Annotated in this window: 16 protein-coding genes and 1 pseudogene; 9 read left to right on the top strand and 8 right to left on the bottom strand. The window is 66.3% G+C overall.

Annotated elements, in window-relative coordinates:
- Positions 1–11: 11 nt before the first annotated feature.
- The 4 genes and pseudogenes from ABZW74_RS06100 to ABZW74_RS06085 all read left to right on the top strand — a co-directional run bounded on the left by ABZW74_RS06100 (position 12) and on the right by ABZW74_RS06085 (position 2206).
- Positions 12–806, top strand: a complete 795-nt coding sequence (locus tag ABZW74_RS06100) for a serine/threonine protein kinase (RefSeq protein ID WP_355274897.1) — start codon at positions 12–14, stop codon at positions 804–806.
- On the top strand, positions 803–1363 hold the full coding sequence (locus ABZW74_RS06095) for a hypothetical protein (protein ID WP_355274894.1): 561 nt from the start codon (positions 803–805) through the stop codon (positions 1361–1363). The genes ABZW74_RS06100 and ABZW74_RS06095 overlap by 4 nt, the downstream gene beginning before the upstream one ends.
- Positions 1348–1623 (top strand): annotated as a pseudogene (locus ABZW74_RS06090) (dihydrodipicolinate reductase); the annotation flags it as partial. The gene ABZW74_RS06095 and the pseudogene ABZW74_RS06090, both read left to right, overlap by 16 nt.
- 286 nt (positions 1624–1909) lie before the next feature.
- Entirely contained in the window at positions 1910–2206 is a 297-nt protein-coding gene (locus ABZW74_RS06085) for a hypothetical protein (protein ID WP_240861384.1), read from the top strand.
- 10 nt (positions 2207–2216) lie between these two features.
- Here the strand turns inward: ABZW74_RS06085 and ABZW74_RS06080 are convergent, their stop codons facing one another.
- From ABZW74_RS06080 to ABZW74_RS06070, 3 genes are all read right to left on the bottom strand, one after another.
- Positions 2217–3152 carry an endonuclease/exonuclease/phosphatase family protein gene (locus ABZW74_RS06080; protein ID WP_355274891.1) on the bottom strand — a complete coding sequence of 312 codons (936 nt, stop codon included), beginning with the start codon at positions 3150–3152 and terminating at the stop codon, positions 2217–2219.
- 65 nt (positions 3153–3217) lie between these two features.
- Entirely contained in the window at positions 3218–4123 is a 906-nt protein-coding gene (gene mshD, locus ABZW74_RS06075; RefSeq protein WP_355274887.1) for a mycothiol synthase, read from the bottom strand.
- On the bottom strand, positions 4113–4922 hold the full coding sequence (locus ABZW74_RS06070; protein WP_240861408.1) for a response regulator transcription factor: 810 nt from the start codon (positions 4920–4922) through the stop codon (positions 4113–4115). The genes mshD and ABZW74_RS06070 overlap by 11 nt, the downstream gene beginning before the upstream one ends.
- A 155-nt stretch (positions 4923–5077) precedes the next feature.
- Between ABZW74_RS06070 and ABZW74_RS06065 the strand changes: the two genes are divergently transcribed.
- The 5 genes from ABZW74_RS06065 to ABZW74_RS06045 all read left to right on the top strand — a co-directional run bounded on the left by ABZW74_RS06065 (position 5078) and on the right by ABZW74_RS06045 (position 9525).
- Positions 5078–5980, top strand: coding sequence for a DUF2993 domain-containing protein (locus tag ABZW74_RS06065; protein ID WP_355274885.1), 903 nt, complete (start codon positions 5078–5080; stop codon positions 5978–5980).
- 304 nt (positions 5981–6284) lie between these two features.
- Positions 6285–7124: a sulfurtransferase gene (locus ABZW74_RS06060; RefSeq protein WP_240861392.1), complete on the top strand. Its 840-nt coding sequence runs from the start codon at positions 6285–6287 to the stop codon at positions 7122–7124.
- A 6-nt stretch (positions 7125–7130) separates the two neighbouring features.
- Positions 7131–7436, top strand: coding sequence for a DUF1416 domain-containing protein (locus tag ABZW74_RS06055; RefSeq protein WP_240861393.1), 306 nt, complete (start codon positions 7131–7133; stop codon positions 7434–7436).
- A 154-nt stretch (positions 7437–7590) separates the two neighbouring features.
- The gene (locus ABZW74_RS06050) at positions 7591–8742 is read left to right on the top strand and encodes a hypothetical protein (protein WP_240861394.1); all 1152 of its coding nucleotides are present in this window, start codon (positions 7591–7593) and stop codon (positions 8740–8742) included.
- A 132-nt stretch (positions 8743–8874) separates the two neighbouring features.
- Positions 8875–9525 carry an FABP family protein gene (locus ABZW74_RS06045; protein ID WP_240861398.1) on the top strand — a complete coding sequence of 217 codons (651 nt, stop codon included), beginning with the start codon at positions 8875–8877 and terminating at the stop codon, positions 9523–9525.
- A gap of 10 nt (positions 9526–9535) precedes the next feature.
- On the opposite strand, the gene ABZW74_RS06040 is transcribed toward ABZW74_RS06045, so the two are convergent.
- The 5 genes from ABZW74_RS06040 to ABZW74_RS06020 form a co-directional block, all read right to left on the bottom strand.
- A complete protein-coding gene (locus tag ABZW74_RS06040) occupies positions 9536–10453 on the bottom strand; it encodes a hypothetical protein (RefSeq protein WP_355274880.1) in 918 nt (305 codons plus the stop codon).
- A gap of 784 nt (positions 10454–11237) precedes the next feature.
- Positions 11238–11882, bottom strand: a complete 645-nt coding sequence (locus ABZW74_RS06035; protein WP_355274877.1) for a hypothetical protein — start codon at positions 11880–11882, stop codon at positions 11238–11240.
- Positions 11882–12709 (bottom strand): hypothetical protein, encoded by an 828-nt coding sequence (locus ABZW74_RS06030; protein WP_240861244.1) that lies wholly within the window; start codon positions 12707–12709, stop codon positions 11882–11884. Before ABZW74_RS06030 ends, ABZW74_RS06035 begins: the two co-directional genes overlap by 1 nt.
- Positions 12706–14127 (bottom strand): MlaD family protein, encoded by a 1422-nt coding sequence (locus ABZW74_RS06025; protein ID WP_355274874.1) that lies wholly within the window; start codon positions 14125–14127, stop codon positions 12706–12708. Before ABZW74_RS06025 ends, ABZW74_RS06030 begins: the two co-directional genes overlap by 4 nt.
- Complete coding sequence (locus ABZW74_RS06020) at positions 14124–15341, bottom strand: MCE family protein (RefSeq protein ID WP_240861265.1); 1218 nt, start codon at positions 15339–15341, stop codon at positions 14124–14126. The genes ABZW74_RS06025 and ABZW74_RS06020 overlap by 4 nt, the downstream gene beginning before the upstream one ends.
- Positions 15342–15348: the final 7 nt, after the last annotated feature.

Here is a 15348-nt window from a genome sequence, read left to right as displayed (position 1 = left end):
AGGAACAGCCCATGAGCATCGACGTCCACCAGGCCCTCGCCGAGTTGCAGGACACCGATCCCGAGCCGGATTCTGACGTCGGCAAGACCGAAGTGGTTGCTGCTGAAACCAAGACCACAGCCAAGGTTGCCGAACCGGCCAAACCCTCGGTGACCAAACCCTCGGTGCGCGAACAACTGAGCGAGAACCTCAACCCCCGTCGGCACCCGGTGATCGTCGGGATGACGGTGCTGTGTCTGGCCGCGCTGGTGGCTGCGGCCGTCTTCGGCGTTCTCGCATACCGGAGTTCCAAAGACCTGACGGCTGCCGAGAACCTCACCGCGGACAAACAGTCGGCCGAGCGCGTAGCCGGCGACTACGCGGTCGGAGCCGCGACCTTCGACTTCAAGGACCTGGCTCCGTGGTCGGCGGCCCTGAAGAAGGGAACGGCACCCGAACTGGCCTCCCGCTTCGACGTTGCCGTCAAGACCCTGACCCCGTTGATCCAACAGGTTCAGTGGAGCCAGACCGCCAAGCTGATCGCCGCGAAGACCATCGACGTCCGAGCCGATCGACAATTCGTGGTGCAGGTGTTCGTCTCCACGCACATGACCAGCACCCAGAACCCCAACGGTCTGAACACGGTGACTCCCTACACCATCACCCTCGATCGAGACGACAACTGGCTCATCACCGACGTCGCGGGGATCGCGGGCGTGGCACAGGACGGTTCCAACGGTGCGGGGACACCAAACCTTGCCCCCAACGACGCTGCCTCCCCGAACAACTCACCGACAGCAACGACGCCTGCGACGCCGACTCCGTGAAGTCGCGACGCACCGATCGCGAGTTCTGTTGGTCGGTGACACTGTTCGCGCTCAGCGCGGCCGCGGTAGTCGCCGTGTTCATGCCGTGGGTGCGCGGTCGGGGTGCTCCGATTCCTCAGGCCGCGCAGTTGTCGTCGGCGCAGATCCAACAGCCGGGAGCCACACAGAGTCTCCAGTGCACTGGAATCAGTACGACAACCGGCGCAGTGCTGTTGGCCGCCGCGTGCGTGCTGGCCGTGGTCGCACTGTGGCGAACGAGCCCGTCCTACCATTCGTCGGCAGCGGCCTACCTCGCGATCGTGGTGTCCGCCATCGGTATCGCCGCGGTCTTGTGGTTCATCGTCGATGATGCCCTCCGCATCGACGCGATTGGACGGTCGGTGGACCTCGACGCCGATTCGGTGGTCCTCACCTGGTGGCCGTGGGCCGCCCTGGCGCTGTTCGCGTCGAGCCTGGTCGTCGGAGTCATGCTCATGCCTGCGCGTTCGGAAGCCGGCATGGAAGAAGGCCATTCGGTCGGGAATCAGCGAATGGAGAACTCATGCCTCTGCGGGTGATTCAGTGGACGACAGGGAACGTCGCGAAGGAGGCGGTCCGGGCGGTTGCCGCTCGGCCCGACCTCGAGTTGGTCGGGGCATTTGCGTACTCGCCGGCAAAGGTAGGTGTGGATCTCGGCGAGCTCTGCGGACTCGGGAGCGAGCTGGGAGTTCTCGCGACCGACGACGTCGACTCGCTGCTCGCTCTCGATCCGGACTGCGCCGTCTACAGTCCGCTTCGTTTCGACGTCAACGAAGTCGCATTGCTGCTGAGGGCCGGAATCAATGTCGTCACCAGCGCCGAGTTCGTCACCGGGTCGAATCTGTCGCCGTCGGACCGCGCATCGTTGGAAGCGGCAGCCGCCGCCGGAGGAGCCTCGCTTTTCGGCAGTGGCATGAACCCCGGCTTCGCACAGCTGGCGGCAGCAGTGGCCGGTGGCCTGTCCACCAGTGTCAGCCACGTGTCGATGACGGAATCGGTGGACGTCTCACAGTTCGTGGGCGACGCGAACTTCGCCGGCGTCGGACGGGGCCGCCCCAAGGGGGACCCGAACCACACTCGAAGTCGTGGCCGTGAACCAGAGATGGGTGGCGACCACCGCCTTGGAACCGGCATGGACCGTCGAACACGGCTACCTTCTCGACGTCGTCGGCGATCCCGCCGTGCATGTGCGTATCGGCCTCATCCCGACAGCAGCAGACCTGGCCGATCTCACCCCGGCACGGATGCGGGGGATCGGACTCCGCATCACCGCCGCGCCGCTCGTCAACGCCATACCGGCGGTGTGCGCGGCCCAGCCTGGCATTGTCACCTATGCCGACCTACGTACAGTGGCACCGCGGCTCATTCCACCAGCCCGGTGATGCGCTGCCGTCACGGCCGGACCGTGGCAACCACACCTCGATGGTCCGAACCGGGCAGGTCGACCGCCTCGAACCCGGTGGGAACGGGTCCGCCACGGGTCAGCACACGATCGAGGGCAAGCATCGGCGGGAACGCCCGATTCGCCGGGTAGGTCGCGACGATCCCCGCGCCCAGGTGGTCCGCCGCGTCGGTGAGACCGGGCGAGTACGGCGCATCCGATCCGGCGAGCAGGTCACGGAACGGGCGATGGTCGTAGGTGGAGTTGACGTCGGTCCCGATGATCAAGGGCAACGGCTCAGCACGCAGTTGCTCGCCGAGGCGTCGCAGTTCGAGTTGCCACTTCCAGGCGGGTTCGGGATAGGGCGGAATCGGGTGCAGCGCATAGAGCGCGCGGCGTCCGACCCCCGGAATGGTCACGACCGCACGGAGATTGGCGTGCGTCAGACCGGTGAGCTCTCGAGTGTCGGAGAGCGGGTAGCGCGAATAGATCCCCGAACCACTGCCGCCCTCACGAGGATCGAGGTAGGCGAAGGGCAGTCGCGCCCGCAGACTCGTCGTTTCGATGCGTCGGGCCGCGTCGGGCGTCAGCTCCACCACGGTGAGGACATCGATGTCGCGGTCGTCGGCAAGCCGTGCCAGAGCCGTCGTATCGGCTTGTCCGAGATAGATATTGGCCTGCATGACCCGCAGGTCCGACTCTGCGACGTGCTCGTCGGCGCCGACGAACAGCGGCACCTGAGTCGCCAGTCCGACAACGACGACAACGAGCGCCACCACCGCCGACCAGACGAACCGCGCAAGCCCGAGCAGGATCAGCCCGACCACCGCACCGAGGATCATCAGCGGCGTGAACGCCGCCGCCCGGGCCCACACGGTGTTCGCCCATCCCGAGAAGTGCGCGATCACCCCGGCCACGCCGAGGGCGACCAGCAGCCAGCCGGTCACCGCAGCAATGTAACGCAACACTCCACCCCCCGATGGTGTTGTCGGACACGTTCTTTCTTCTCGGTTCAGTTCCCGTAAGCGACGTCGATCGCGTAGCGGTCGAATCCCAACCGATGGTACGTGTGCAGCGCGGCGGTGTTGTCGCCCTCCACGTACAGATTCACCTCACGCATTCCCACCTCGGCCAGGTGATGCAGTCCGGCCAGGGTCAGCAGCCGACCGAGCCCGCGCCCTTGGGCGGCCGGATCGACGCCGACGATGTAGACCTCACCGAGCTCCGCGTCGTGCTGCTTGGTCCAGTGGAATCCGAGCAGGGTGTCCGGCGCTGCCGCGTCGAATGCCAGGAACAGTCCCTGCGGGTCGAACCACGGCGCCGACGTGCGTTCGGTGATCTGCGCCAGGCTCCAGCCGCCCTGCTCGGGATGCCAGTCGAAGGCCGCATTGTTGACACGCAAGATCTCGGCGTCATCGGATTCGCCTGCGTAGGTGCGCAATACGATCGAGTCGTCGACGACGAGGTCGGGCAGCTGCGGGCCCGAGACCAACGACCTGCGCAGTTGCAGGAGCTCCCGGCGACGCTGCAGACCCATCGCGGCGGCCAACGCCACCGCCTCCGGCAGGTCACCGTGTGCCCAGACGCGCGGCGCCGGGTCGGACTCCGATCGCAGATCCGCGGCGGCCTCGAATGCCTTGTCCAGCAACGCCCGACCATGCCCGCGGCGTCGGAGCGCGGGGTCGACGACCGCCTCGATCATCGCGGACTCCCCCGGCCGTCCGGCAATGATGTTGGCGTAGCCGGCCGTCGAGAGCACGTGCACAGCGGCACCGTCGGCGGTCTCGATGGCCGCGACCGCCTGCTCCGACAACGGCGAAACTCCGTCTGCCGCAGTCGCTTCCCGTACAAATGCGAGCGCCCGCGCAGCCTCGTCGTCGTCGAGACGCGTGCGGACCGCGATACCGTCAGTTGCCATTGGCGCTGGTGCGCAATTCCTCGTCGAACGGATCCTCGCCACCGAGCGGGGCGTCGTCGAGGTCGAGGTCGTCGGAGTCGACTTCCGCCTGTGAACCGTCCAGTGCCGCATCCGAACCCGACGAACGACCCCGGCTCGGGCGAACCGCCTTGTACCCGACGTTGCGCACCGTGCCGATGAGCGATTCGTGTTCGCTGCCGAGTTTGGCCCGCAGACGCCGCACGTGGACGTCGACCGTCCGCGTGCCGCCGAAGAAGTCGTAGCCCCAGACCTCTTGGAGTAGTTGCGCTCTGGTGAACACCCGGCCGGCGTTCTGCGCGAGGTACTTCAGGAGTTCGAACTCCTTGTAGGTGAGATCGAGCGGACGGCCGCGCAACCGCGCGGTGTAGGTGCCCTCGTCGATGATCAGTTCACCCAAAGTCACCTTGCCCGACGCCTCTTCGGAGGTCACCCCGCGCGTACGGACCACCAGCAGCCGCAGTCGGGCGTCGAGTTCCGCGGGTCCCGTTCCGGGCAGCAGGAACTCGTCGATACCCCAATCGGCGTTCACCGCCACGAGCCCGCCCTCGGTGAGCACTGCGGCCACCGGGACGGCCGATCCCGTGCTGCCGAGCAGGCGGCACAGTCCACGGGCCGCTGCGAGGTCGGTGCGGGCGTCGACGATGGCGACGTCGGAGTTACCTGCCTCCATCAGCGACGAGACCTCGGTGGGCGCCACCCGAACGGTGTGCGCCAGCAGCGACAGCGACGGCAGAACCGCCTCGGGATTGGGGTCGGCGGTCAACAGCAGGAGATCCATCGACACTCCGATCTTCCTTGTGAATGCGCCGCCGGGCGTACGGCCCCTCTACGCGCCGCACCTGGCCATTGTTTACTCTGCCTTACCAACGTGTGCGCGATAGGTGACAGAATAGCGCCAATGGCGCGATTCGCTGTTAACAAGGCAGGCCAGGGGTGAGCGAACCCGATCGACGGGGCGATCATGGCACGGGTTCCGATCGGCGGGTTCCCGGCCGTCGGTACGTCGCCTTCGCCCTCATTGTGATCGTGATCACAGGACTGCTGGCGGTTCTCGCCGACGTCGGCCTGGCGATCCGCACGGAGTATCAGATGTCCCGGGCGATCGCCGCCTCACCGCGGGTGTCCTTCGACCCCGAGGTGACGCTGAGCGGATTCCCTTTCCTCACGCACGTGCGTGCAGGCCGGTTCAACGGTGCCGTCATCGCAGCGCGTGACGTCACCCTGCCCGGCTGCGAGGGTCGAGGCGGCTGTCGCGGTGAACTCGGCGCGACGCTGGGGCCGTGGCACATCGATGACGCGTGGGACATCACGGCCGATGACGTTGTACGCACGGAGTCCGTCTCTGCCCACACCAAGCTCGATGCCGTCACCATGGCCCGTTACCTGGGGATCGTCGATCTGACGGTGAGCACCCCCGCACCCGACGGCAAGGTGGGCGGCGGCGGACCGCAGGACGGCGCCCCCAGCAGGCAGTCGGGCGTTGTCCTCACCGGCACCGTCGCCCTTCCCCCGTCCGCGGGCGACGACCCCGACAACCCGCCGTCGGCGTCGACGTTCGACGGACCCAAGGTGAGGGTCAGCGTCTCGGTGGACCTGAGCGTGCAGGATGGGCGTCTTGCGATCCGGGCGACCGACTTCTACACGGGCCCCGAACGCCACGTCGACGCCGACGTCCCCGACGACAGGCGGGCAGCCGTGCTCGATCGGTTCACCACGATTCTGCCGTTGATTCCGCTGCCCTGGGGCCTCACACCGCAGTGGGCGGCCAGCCTGGGCGGCGACATCCTGCTGCACGCGCAGGCCGGCCCGGCCGACCTGCGCCTCGATGCATTCTGAAGACGACCCCGCGTTTTCTGGCTGCCCGATGCCCTGTTGTACCCTCGTGGGCATGCAACAGCGCCGTGAGTTCTTGCTCACCCGACGCCGGGCGATCGACTTCTGTCGAGTCGCCAACTGTTGCTGTCGCCCGCAGCACTGACGGTCATCGAGGCTCTATTCCTGCCTCGGCCCGTCCACCCGTCGATGACGACCGGTTCGTCGTGCGCCTGACGACTCCTGTGCCGACGTCTTGGTCGTTGCCCCTGTCAGAACACACCCCTGTCACAACCCCATCCACACATCTCTGGGAAGGACCCCAACCATGGCACGTTCCGATGTCCTGGTCAGCGCCGAATGGGCTGAGCAGAATCTCAACACCGACGGCATCGTCTTCGTCGAGGTCGACGAGGACACCTCGGCCTACGACGGCGGCCACATCGAAGGCGCCGTCAAGCTCGACTGGAAGACCGATCTGCAGGATCCGGTCCGTCGCGACTTCGTCGACGCCGACCAGTTCTCCAAGCTGCTCTCCGAGCGCGGTATCGCCAACGACGACACCGTGGTCCTCTACGGCGGCAACAACAACTGGTTCGCGGCCTACGCCTACTGGTACTTCAAGCTGTACGGCCACAACGACGTCAAGCTCCTCGACGGCGGCCGCAAGAAGTGGGAACTCGACGGCCGTCCGCTGTCGACCGACGCCGTGAGCCGTCCGGCCACCACCTACAAGGCCGGCGAGCCCGACAACACCATCCGCGCGTTCCGCGACGAGGTCGTCGCCGACATCGGCGTCAAGAACCTGGTCGACGTGCGCAGCCCCGACGAGTTCTCCGGCAAGATCCTTGCGCCGGCTCACCTCCCGCAGGAGCAGAGCCAGCGTCCCGGCCACATCCCCGGCGCCATCAACGTGCCGTGGAGCAAGGCCGCCAACGAGGACGGCACCTTCAAGAGCGACGAGGACCTCAAGGAGCTCTACGGTGAGGCCGGCCTCGACGGCTCGAAGGACACCATCGCCTACTGCCGCATCGGCGAGCGGTCGAGCCACACCTGGTTCGTCCTCAAGGAACTCCTCGGCCAGCAGAACGTCAAGAACTACGACGGCAGCTGGACCGAGTACGGCTCGCTGATCGGCGTCCCGATCGAACTCGGAGAAGGAAAGTAAGAAATCATGTGTGCTGCACCCAAACAGGGACAGAAACTGCCCGCAGGCGTCGACGTGGAGAAGGAGACCGTCCTGACCGGACAGGTCACCGACGCCTCGGGTAGTGCCGTGGCAGGCGCGTTCGTCCGTCTGCTCGACTCGACCGGTGAGTTCACCGCCGAGGTCGTCGCGAGCCCGACCGGTGACTTCCGGTTCTTCGCCGCTCCCGGCACCTGGACGATTCGTGCGCTGTCGTCGGTCGGCAACGGCGAGCAGACGATCAACCCCGACGGCCCGGGCGTGCACGAGCACGACATCACCGTCAGCAAGTGATCGCGTAGTCCCCAACGACGCGGCCCGGTCACCTCTTCGGAGGTGACCGGGCCGTTCGCGTTTCTCGCGGTCCCGTTCCTCCGAACGGACGAAATGTTGGCGCCGAACGCATTTCGGTACGTCCGTGCAATCGGACACATGATATTTCTGACGCATGTCCACGACGGTCACGCAGTCTGGCTGCGCATCACGACGCCGCCCATCCCTCCGCCTCCGATTGGCCATCACGATGCTGGCCCTGTTCGGAGCCGCATCGGCACATGTCGTCGCGCCCGCGCACGCGGCACCGTCATTCGAGCAGTTCGCACGATCCAACGTCCTGGTCGGGACGTTCTTCTCGGGTGACGGCGACCTGACCGACACGATGTACTACTCGTCCAACGGCAAGACGTTCAAGTACCTGTCGACGCCGTACCGTCGGGGCCAGAATCCGTTCAGCGATCCGTCGGTCATCTACCACAACGGATACTTCTGGATGCTGTCGAACTGGCCACGCAAGAACGGGCGGTTCTGGCCGATGATCGGCGTGTCCCGAGACGGCAAGAACTGGTCGAGACCGGAAGGGCGACAGTTCAACAACGGTGCCTACGCAGGCATCTCGCTGAATCCGGCGCCGCGCGGCAGCGACATCGTCGCCCCCGATTGGTACAAGGCCGCCGACGGCAGCATCTGGATCGTGCTGACCGCGGGCTACTTCGGACATCACCGCGGCCAGGTCGGCGCCGACCGGATGACGCCGTACATGGTGCGGGTCAACCAGCTCGACATCACCGCGGCCGGACGCGGTCGTGCGGTCCCGAGCGGACGAAGCATCATCTTCAACGCCGGACCCGCCAACCGCATCAATCTGAACCCCGGCGCCCGCGACCGTATCGACGCTTCGCTGTTCCAGCAGGGCAACACCAAGTACCTGAACATCAAGCGCGACGGCAACTGCAACGAGGTCTGGCGGTCGGGGTCGTTCAACGGGCCGTGGCAGCGCACCGTGAACTGCGCGGCGCGGGTGCAGGAGGGGCCGAGCATGACGCGCGTCGGCGGCACCTACTTCCTGTACACCGACAAGATCTACGGCGACCGCAAGATCTACTACTCGACGGCACCCTCCCCCAATGGCCCGTGGTCGGGTCCCACACCGATCACCACCATCGGCGGACCCGGCCGCACCCGGCACGGCACCGTCATCCGCCTCGACGATCGCAACGCCAAGTGCGCGGTCTACCGCATGCTGTACGGCCCCGGCTGCACCCTGAGCTCGGGCCCCGCCGGTCCCGACTTCGGCAGCCTCGGCGGCCTGTTCGGTAGCTGACCGAGAGCGCGCCAACCCCGGAAGGTAGAATCGACCCGTGGTCATCTTCTTCGAGATTCTCCTGGTGCTCGCGGCATTGCTGATCACCTGGTTCGCCGTCTACGTGCTCTACCGACTGGTCACCGACGAGTCGTGAGCACCGACGCTTCCGGTGGCGACCCGCGTCGCTCCGGCGACGAGGCGATCAACCAAGCGGAAGCACGTGCCGTCGAATCAGGCAGCCGTGAACGCAACGTCCCCACCTGGGACGACCTCCCGCTGCCCGCCGACACCGCCAACCTCCGGCTCGGCGCCGACCTGCACCCCGGGTTGCTCGCGCTGCTGCCGATGGTCGGGGTGTGGCGCGGCGAAGGCGAGGGGCACAATCCGCACACCGGCGAGGACTATCACTTCGCCCAGCAGATCGTCGTCTCCCACGATGGCCAGAACTTCCTGAGCTGGGAGTCACGCTCCTGGGTGATCGACGAGGACGCGAACTTCGTCCGGCCCGATCTTCGCGAATCCGGATTCTGGCGCATCACCGAAGACGACAGCATCGAGTTCCTGCTGGCGCATGCGGAGGGCTGGATCGAGCTGTTCTACGGCCGTCCGCTCAATCAGACCTCGTGGAACCTGACCACCGACGTGGTGATCCGATCCGAGACCGGAAGCCACGCCGGTGGCGCCAAACGCCTCTACGGCCTCGTCGAGGACGGTGACTTCGCCTACGTCGAGGAACGCGTCGACGCCGACGGCGACCTCACCCCCCGGTTGTCGGCGAAACTACGACGCCACGTCGGCTGAGCGCGGTCACTCACGCCTGGCGTCGACTCCGGCACCCGTGCCGCAGCCTGCGGCGATCCGACCACGCCAGGTACAGATTCCGCTTCGGCAAGGCGCTGTAGACCACCGCGCCCAGCATGATCACCACCGACCCGTAGCTCGTGGCCGTCCCCGGCCGGCCGGGCCAGCCCGGGTGGATCGTGCCCGACGCCGACATGTACGGCGCACGACCGGCGCCACCCCCGACGCGCCGACCGACCACGGAGAAGACCTGCCCGGTCTTCGCCTCGGGGTCCACCGGGAAGGTCGCCATCGCACCCGGCGGGATCTCGGTCACCGCACGGACATGACCCCCGTTGTGCAGCACCGCCATCCACTTCTCGCCGGTGTTGCGCACGGTGATCGACGACCCACCGGTGCGGTACTGGAACGAGAGCCCGTCGCCCTCGGCATCGAGATGGTCCTGATGGGTGTAGCCACCGTTCCAGTCGGCGCTCCACGGGGTCAGATAATGCTGATCGAGAAACTCACGTCGAGTGGGGATCGGCAACGTGGCGCCCATCACCCGACCACCCTGCATCCAGAGCGCGCCGAACAGTCGGGGCATTCCGTCGGTGCGGGTCCCCTGCACATAGCAGAGCAGATCCTGTGCCGGCAGCGGCGTCACCTCACCGGGAGACAGGACCACCCGTTCGAGCAGTCCGTCGACGCCGAGCACCAATACACCGACAACCTCGTCGCCGCGGTTGTGGATGCTGGTGACCCCATCCTCGAGATGGTGGAAGATGCCGGCCGCGTGCGGGTCGTCGAAGACGAAATCCGGTGTGTCCGAACATCCGAAGTCCACATCACCCGGACCCCAGAACCGGCCCGCGAAACCCGTTGCCGCACCGCCGATCGACGACACGTCGCGGGGGGCGTGGGCCGCTTGCGTCGCTGTGGTGGTCATCGCTGTCTCCTCGATAGATCGGGCTGACAGTGCTAATTCCACCCGGTTCCGGCGTCGGACTCACGAGTAGTCCACTACGCGAATATGCCCGCGCCCCGACACGAAGCGGCCCCCGCACCACCCGAGTACGGGCGTATCCGACCGGACGGGTCGGGGTGCGGGGGCGGCGACACGAAGCGGCCCCCGCACCACCCGAGTACGGGCGTATCCGACCGGACGGGTCGGGGTGCGGGGGCCGGGTGACCATCGGGTATTCGCCGGCGCCGAGACGGATTCGCCTCGTGCGACATAAGAATGCCACACGGTCAGCGCTAGCGGATGGTCACCTCACGTGTCCGTATGTCAATCAATTCCAGACCACCTCCTTCCTTGTGTACACGCGAACCTACGCCCGCTTTCGCGGTGCCGCAAAGGGTTTTTCGGGCATCCTCGAGAACTCGAGTTGAGTCGGGAAGGTGCGTCGGGGCCGGTGGCCAGGATCGAGCCCCTGGCGGTGGTCTTTCGGGTATGTCCCGGAAGCGGACGCTGACGGGCCCGTGCTCAGTCACCAGTCGTCGGGCGTCGCACTCCGCCGAACGCGATGCCAGGCACCTGCGCCCACAAGAAATAGGGGAGGAGTTTTCTTCCCCGACCCTTGGTGTCCTCCCCCAGAAATTTCTCGCGGACGACTACGAACCCCGGGGAAGAAACTCTTCCCCTAAATTTTGCGGGCACGACGCTGGCGCATTTCCGCAGGTCATCGCGGTCGGTCACCTAACTCGTCGAGCCAGGGAGCGGGTGACTGCTACGGCGTCGGCACCGGAATCGCACCCGGCACGGTGGTCGACGGCGCACCGCTCGGCGGCGCCGACACCGGGGGTTTGAGACCGGGGACCGGCTTCGCGCCGGGCGGGACGGACGACACGACGTCGACCTTGCCGCGGAACGAGTCGTCGGTGATCACGTCGATCGCGTTCACCAGCCAGCGGTCGCCGTCTTTCTGCATCGTGTACGTCAGGCGGCTCGGGTTGATGCTGACCAGTTCCTTGTTGCCCTTGCGGGTGACCGACTGGTTGATGAAGAGAAGGACGGTCGAGGTGTCGCGGGTGTTCGTCACCACACCCGCATCCTGGATGGTGACCTCGGAGACCACATCCTGCTTGCGCACCTCGGCTGCCAGACTCGCCTCGGTGATGGTCTTGACGTATTCCGGCTTCGCCCCACCGGTCAGGATCGACATCGACTGATCGATGTGGTCGGTGATGTTGCCGGCGTTGTAGCCGAACATCGTCACCGCGTACTGCTTGGCCGCCTCGAGTGACGTCTCGCGAGATTTCTCCGTCGCGCGTCCGTCCCAGAAGCGCATCCCCAGGAACACCGCGGCGGTAGCGGACGCCACCAGCAGCACTGCCAGCACCGCCCCGACCAGTTGCTTCCGGCTGATCTTCATCACGCCACCCACTCATAGTTGGTGACCTTCAGGTCGCCGTTGATGCGCGTCATGTCGACCCGCCACCGGAACGTCTGCACCTGCATCGGCAGCTTGCCGTCCAGCGAACGCTGCTGCCAGCCGAACACCATGATCACCGACCCCTCGTCGGGTTCGGCCTTGGTGACCGCCTCGCTGAGGATCGTCGTCTTGGTCTCCACATTGGTGTCGCGAACCAGCCCGACCGCCTGCTGCGACGAATCCTGCAGCTGCTGCTTCACCTTGCCGCTCGAGTCTTCCTGCACCGTCTTGAGGACCTGGTCGACGTTCGACGGATTCATGCTGGTCAGGTTGATGATGAACTGCGACGCGAACGACGAGTACTCGGCGCGCAACGCGTCGAGATCCTTCTGCCGGTTGATTCCCACGGCGAAGACCACAGACGCGGCCACGAAAGCGAGGATGAGAACCCCGGCGACGATCGCGAGCGCGAGGTCTCGACGCGAGCCCGACGACGAACCGCGGTAGCGGACCTTCGGCACGGTGCTGCGGTCGGTACCCGACGACATCCGCGCCTGCCGTCGCTCCCGATAGCTGACGGTGCGCTCGATTTCACTCGGATCGCGTTCGATTTCGGTGGTGGAGTCGGCAGTGATCTCGACACGGCTCCTCGCCTTGCGGCTCGGTGCCGGCTCGATCAGCGGGGAGGTCGCCTCGTCGGGTGAGGCTGTTGTCTCGACCGGCGCCGGCTTCGGCTTCTTCTTCGCCCGCCCCATCGGCGACGTGCGAACGGGTCGTGTGCGTCGGGTCGTCGGGGTCTTCTCGTGTACGTCGGATTCGGGTGTCATTTGCCCACCGTCTTCGTGATCAGGGACTGCCATGTACCGCCTTGCGCATTGTTTCCGGTACCGGCGTTGTAGGTCTTGCCGTCCGGGCCGATGAAGTCGCCGGAAGCCGGATCGTATGTGGTTGCGTACACCGCCGGGGCCGGGTTGTAGCTCGACGGGGTGCCCGGCGTCACGTTACCGGACCGCTGCGCCTCCCATTTCAGCCCGAACGGCAGCCCCCGTTGGAATGGATCCACGGTTCCCGGCTTCGGCTTGTAGCCGGTCCGGCATTCCGCGGGCGTCGGCGCACGTCGTCCCGGGTACTCGACGCACGGGTAGTTGCGCGCACCGCGCACCGCGAGGTTCGAGTCCTGCGGCACCCGGCACAGCATGCCGGCGGGCAGTTCGCGTGCGGTCTGCTCCGACGGGAAGCGCCACTGCTCCTTCGGCAGGAACCCGATGTTGCAGGGTGGGCGGTCCTGGAAACCGAGCGAGAAGTTCACGTTCGGTCCGTACCTGACGCTGCCCGTGTTCAGTGCGGTGATCAGCGCCGCGATCAGCCGCGGGTAGATGACCAGGATCTGCCGCATGTTCGGCAGGTAGACGGCGTGCGTCTTGGCCACCACGCCGAGGTTGGAGACCAGTAGCGGCCACGACTGGTTCATCGACGCGAACAGATCTTCGCTCGTCGACACCGTCGACGGCCCCTTGGTGAGGATGTCGGTGATCTCCGGCCGGTTGGCCCGCAACTGGTCGGTGAAGGTGGTGACGTCCCGCGTCCAGGCGCGAATGTCGTCGGCGGTCCGCGACTGGGTCGCGAGGAGCGCACCCCCCTGATCGACCAGCGAGATCGTGGTGTCGGTGTTCCTGTTGGCCTCGTCGACGAACAGCGCCATCGAGTCCAGAAGTCGTTGCAGCGCTTCGCCGGTGCCGTTGAACGCGACGAACGCCTCGTCCATCAGCGACCGCAACTTGGTGTCGCCGACCTTCTGCAGTAACGCGTCGGCCTGGTCGAGCATCGTCGAGATCTCCACCGGCACATCGGTACTCGACACCTGTGAACCCTCGGAGAGGTTGCCGCCGGATGGATTCGGCGGAGGGGTGAACTCCACGTACTGCTCACCGATCGCCGACACGCTGCGCACCGACGCCTGCGACGACGCGGGGATCTCGGCACCGTTGTGGATGGTCAGCTCGGCGGTGACCCCGTTGTCGGTGAGCCGCACCGCCTCCACCTTGCCGACGTTGACGCCGCGGAAGCTGACATTGGCATTCTCATAGAGCCCACCGCTGCTCGGCAGGTTGAGGTCGACGCGATAGCTGCCCACCCCGAACATCGACGGCACGCGGATGTAGTAGACACCCACCGCCACCATCGCGACCACGGTCACGACCGCGAAGATGATCAGCTGGATGCGGACGAACTTGCTGATCTTCATCGATGACCACCTCCGGGCGGCACCATTCCGGGCGCGGGCACCGGCTCATTGGTGTCGCGCGGCCGCTCACCGCCGGGTTGCAGCGGACCGGTGAACGGATTGAGGCCACGCGCCGCGGCCCCCGCCCGACGCCCCAGCACGCCCTCCGGACCCGTGAGTCCGATGCTGGCGAACATGCTCTTGCTCAACCGGGCTGGGGTCAGGTCAAGGACGAGGTCGGAGTTGACGTAGTCGCCCTTCACGATCGTCGGGATCATGGGTTCGTAGAACGGGAAGGTCAGCAGGATGTTCAACGACTGCGACAGGGCCGGACCGGTGGCCGCCAACTGCTCCAGGGCCGGACGCAGTCCTCGGACAAAGGTCTGGATGTCGTCGGTATTGGCCTTCAGGACGTCGTTGGTCGTCCGCGACACCTTCGTCACGGCGGCCAGCATGTCGGTGAGATGCACCCGCTGGTCGACGAGCAACCGGAGGATACGTGGGCCGTCGGCCAGCGCCTTCTCGATCGTCGGGCTCTGCTGGTTCATCGTCGCCGAGAGTCGGTCGAGTCCCTCGGTGGCCTTGATGATGTTGGCCTTCTGAACATTCAGGTCCCCGACGAGCGTGTTGAGGCGTGGGATCAGCGCCCGGATGGCGTCCTGGTGACCGGAGAACACCTGATCCATCTCGTGCACGATGTCGCCGAACTGGCTCAGGCCACCGCCGTTGAGCACCACCGACAGCGAACTCAGCACCTGCTCGGTGGTCGGGTAGGTGCACAGTGCGACCTGCTGAGCGGAGTTCACGTCCGGGACCGCGGGCACATTCGGGTCGGTGACGATGTTCGACTGCTCCGGGCATTTGGTGAGCGGGATCTCGTCGCCGGCCTGCATCATCGCCCCGGTCGGCTTCTCCGGCTGCACGATCTGCAGATGCATCGACCCGAGCGCGCTGGTCATCCCGACCATCACGTGCGAACCGACAGGCACCATCGTGCCCTTGCTCAAGCGCATCGTGACCTGAGCGTTCCAGTTCTTGACCTCGATGTCGCCGACGCTGCCGACGGTCGCGTCGTCCATCAGGATCGGCGCGTTGTTGACCAGCCCGGCGGCGGTCGGGATGACCGCGGTGATCTCGTAGTCACCGTCGCCGGTGCCCTGTGCACCCGGCACGGGCAGCGAGTTCGGGCCGTCGAAGGAGCATCCCGCAAGAATCGTCGCGACCACGACCGACATCACGACC

Source organism: Gordonia sp. NPDC003585 (assembly GCF_040610755.1).
In the GTDB taxonomy this organism is placed as follows: Bacteria; Actinomycetota; Actinomycetes; order Mycobacteriales; family Mycobacteriaceae; genus Gordonia.
The sequence above is the reverse complement of the archived record's forward strand: the minus strand, read 5'-3'. Positions and strand labels throughout refer to the sequence as shown.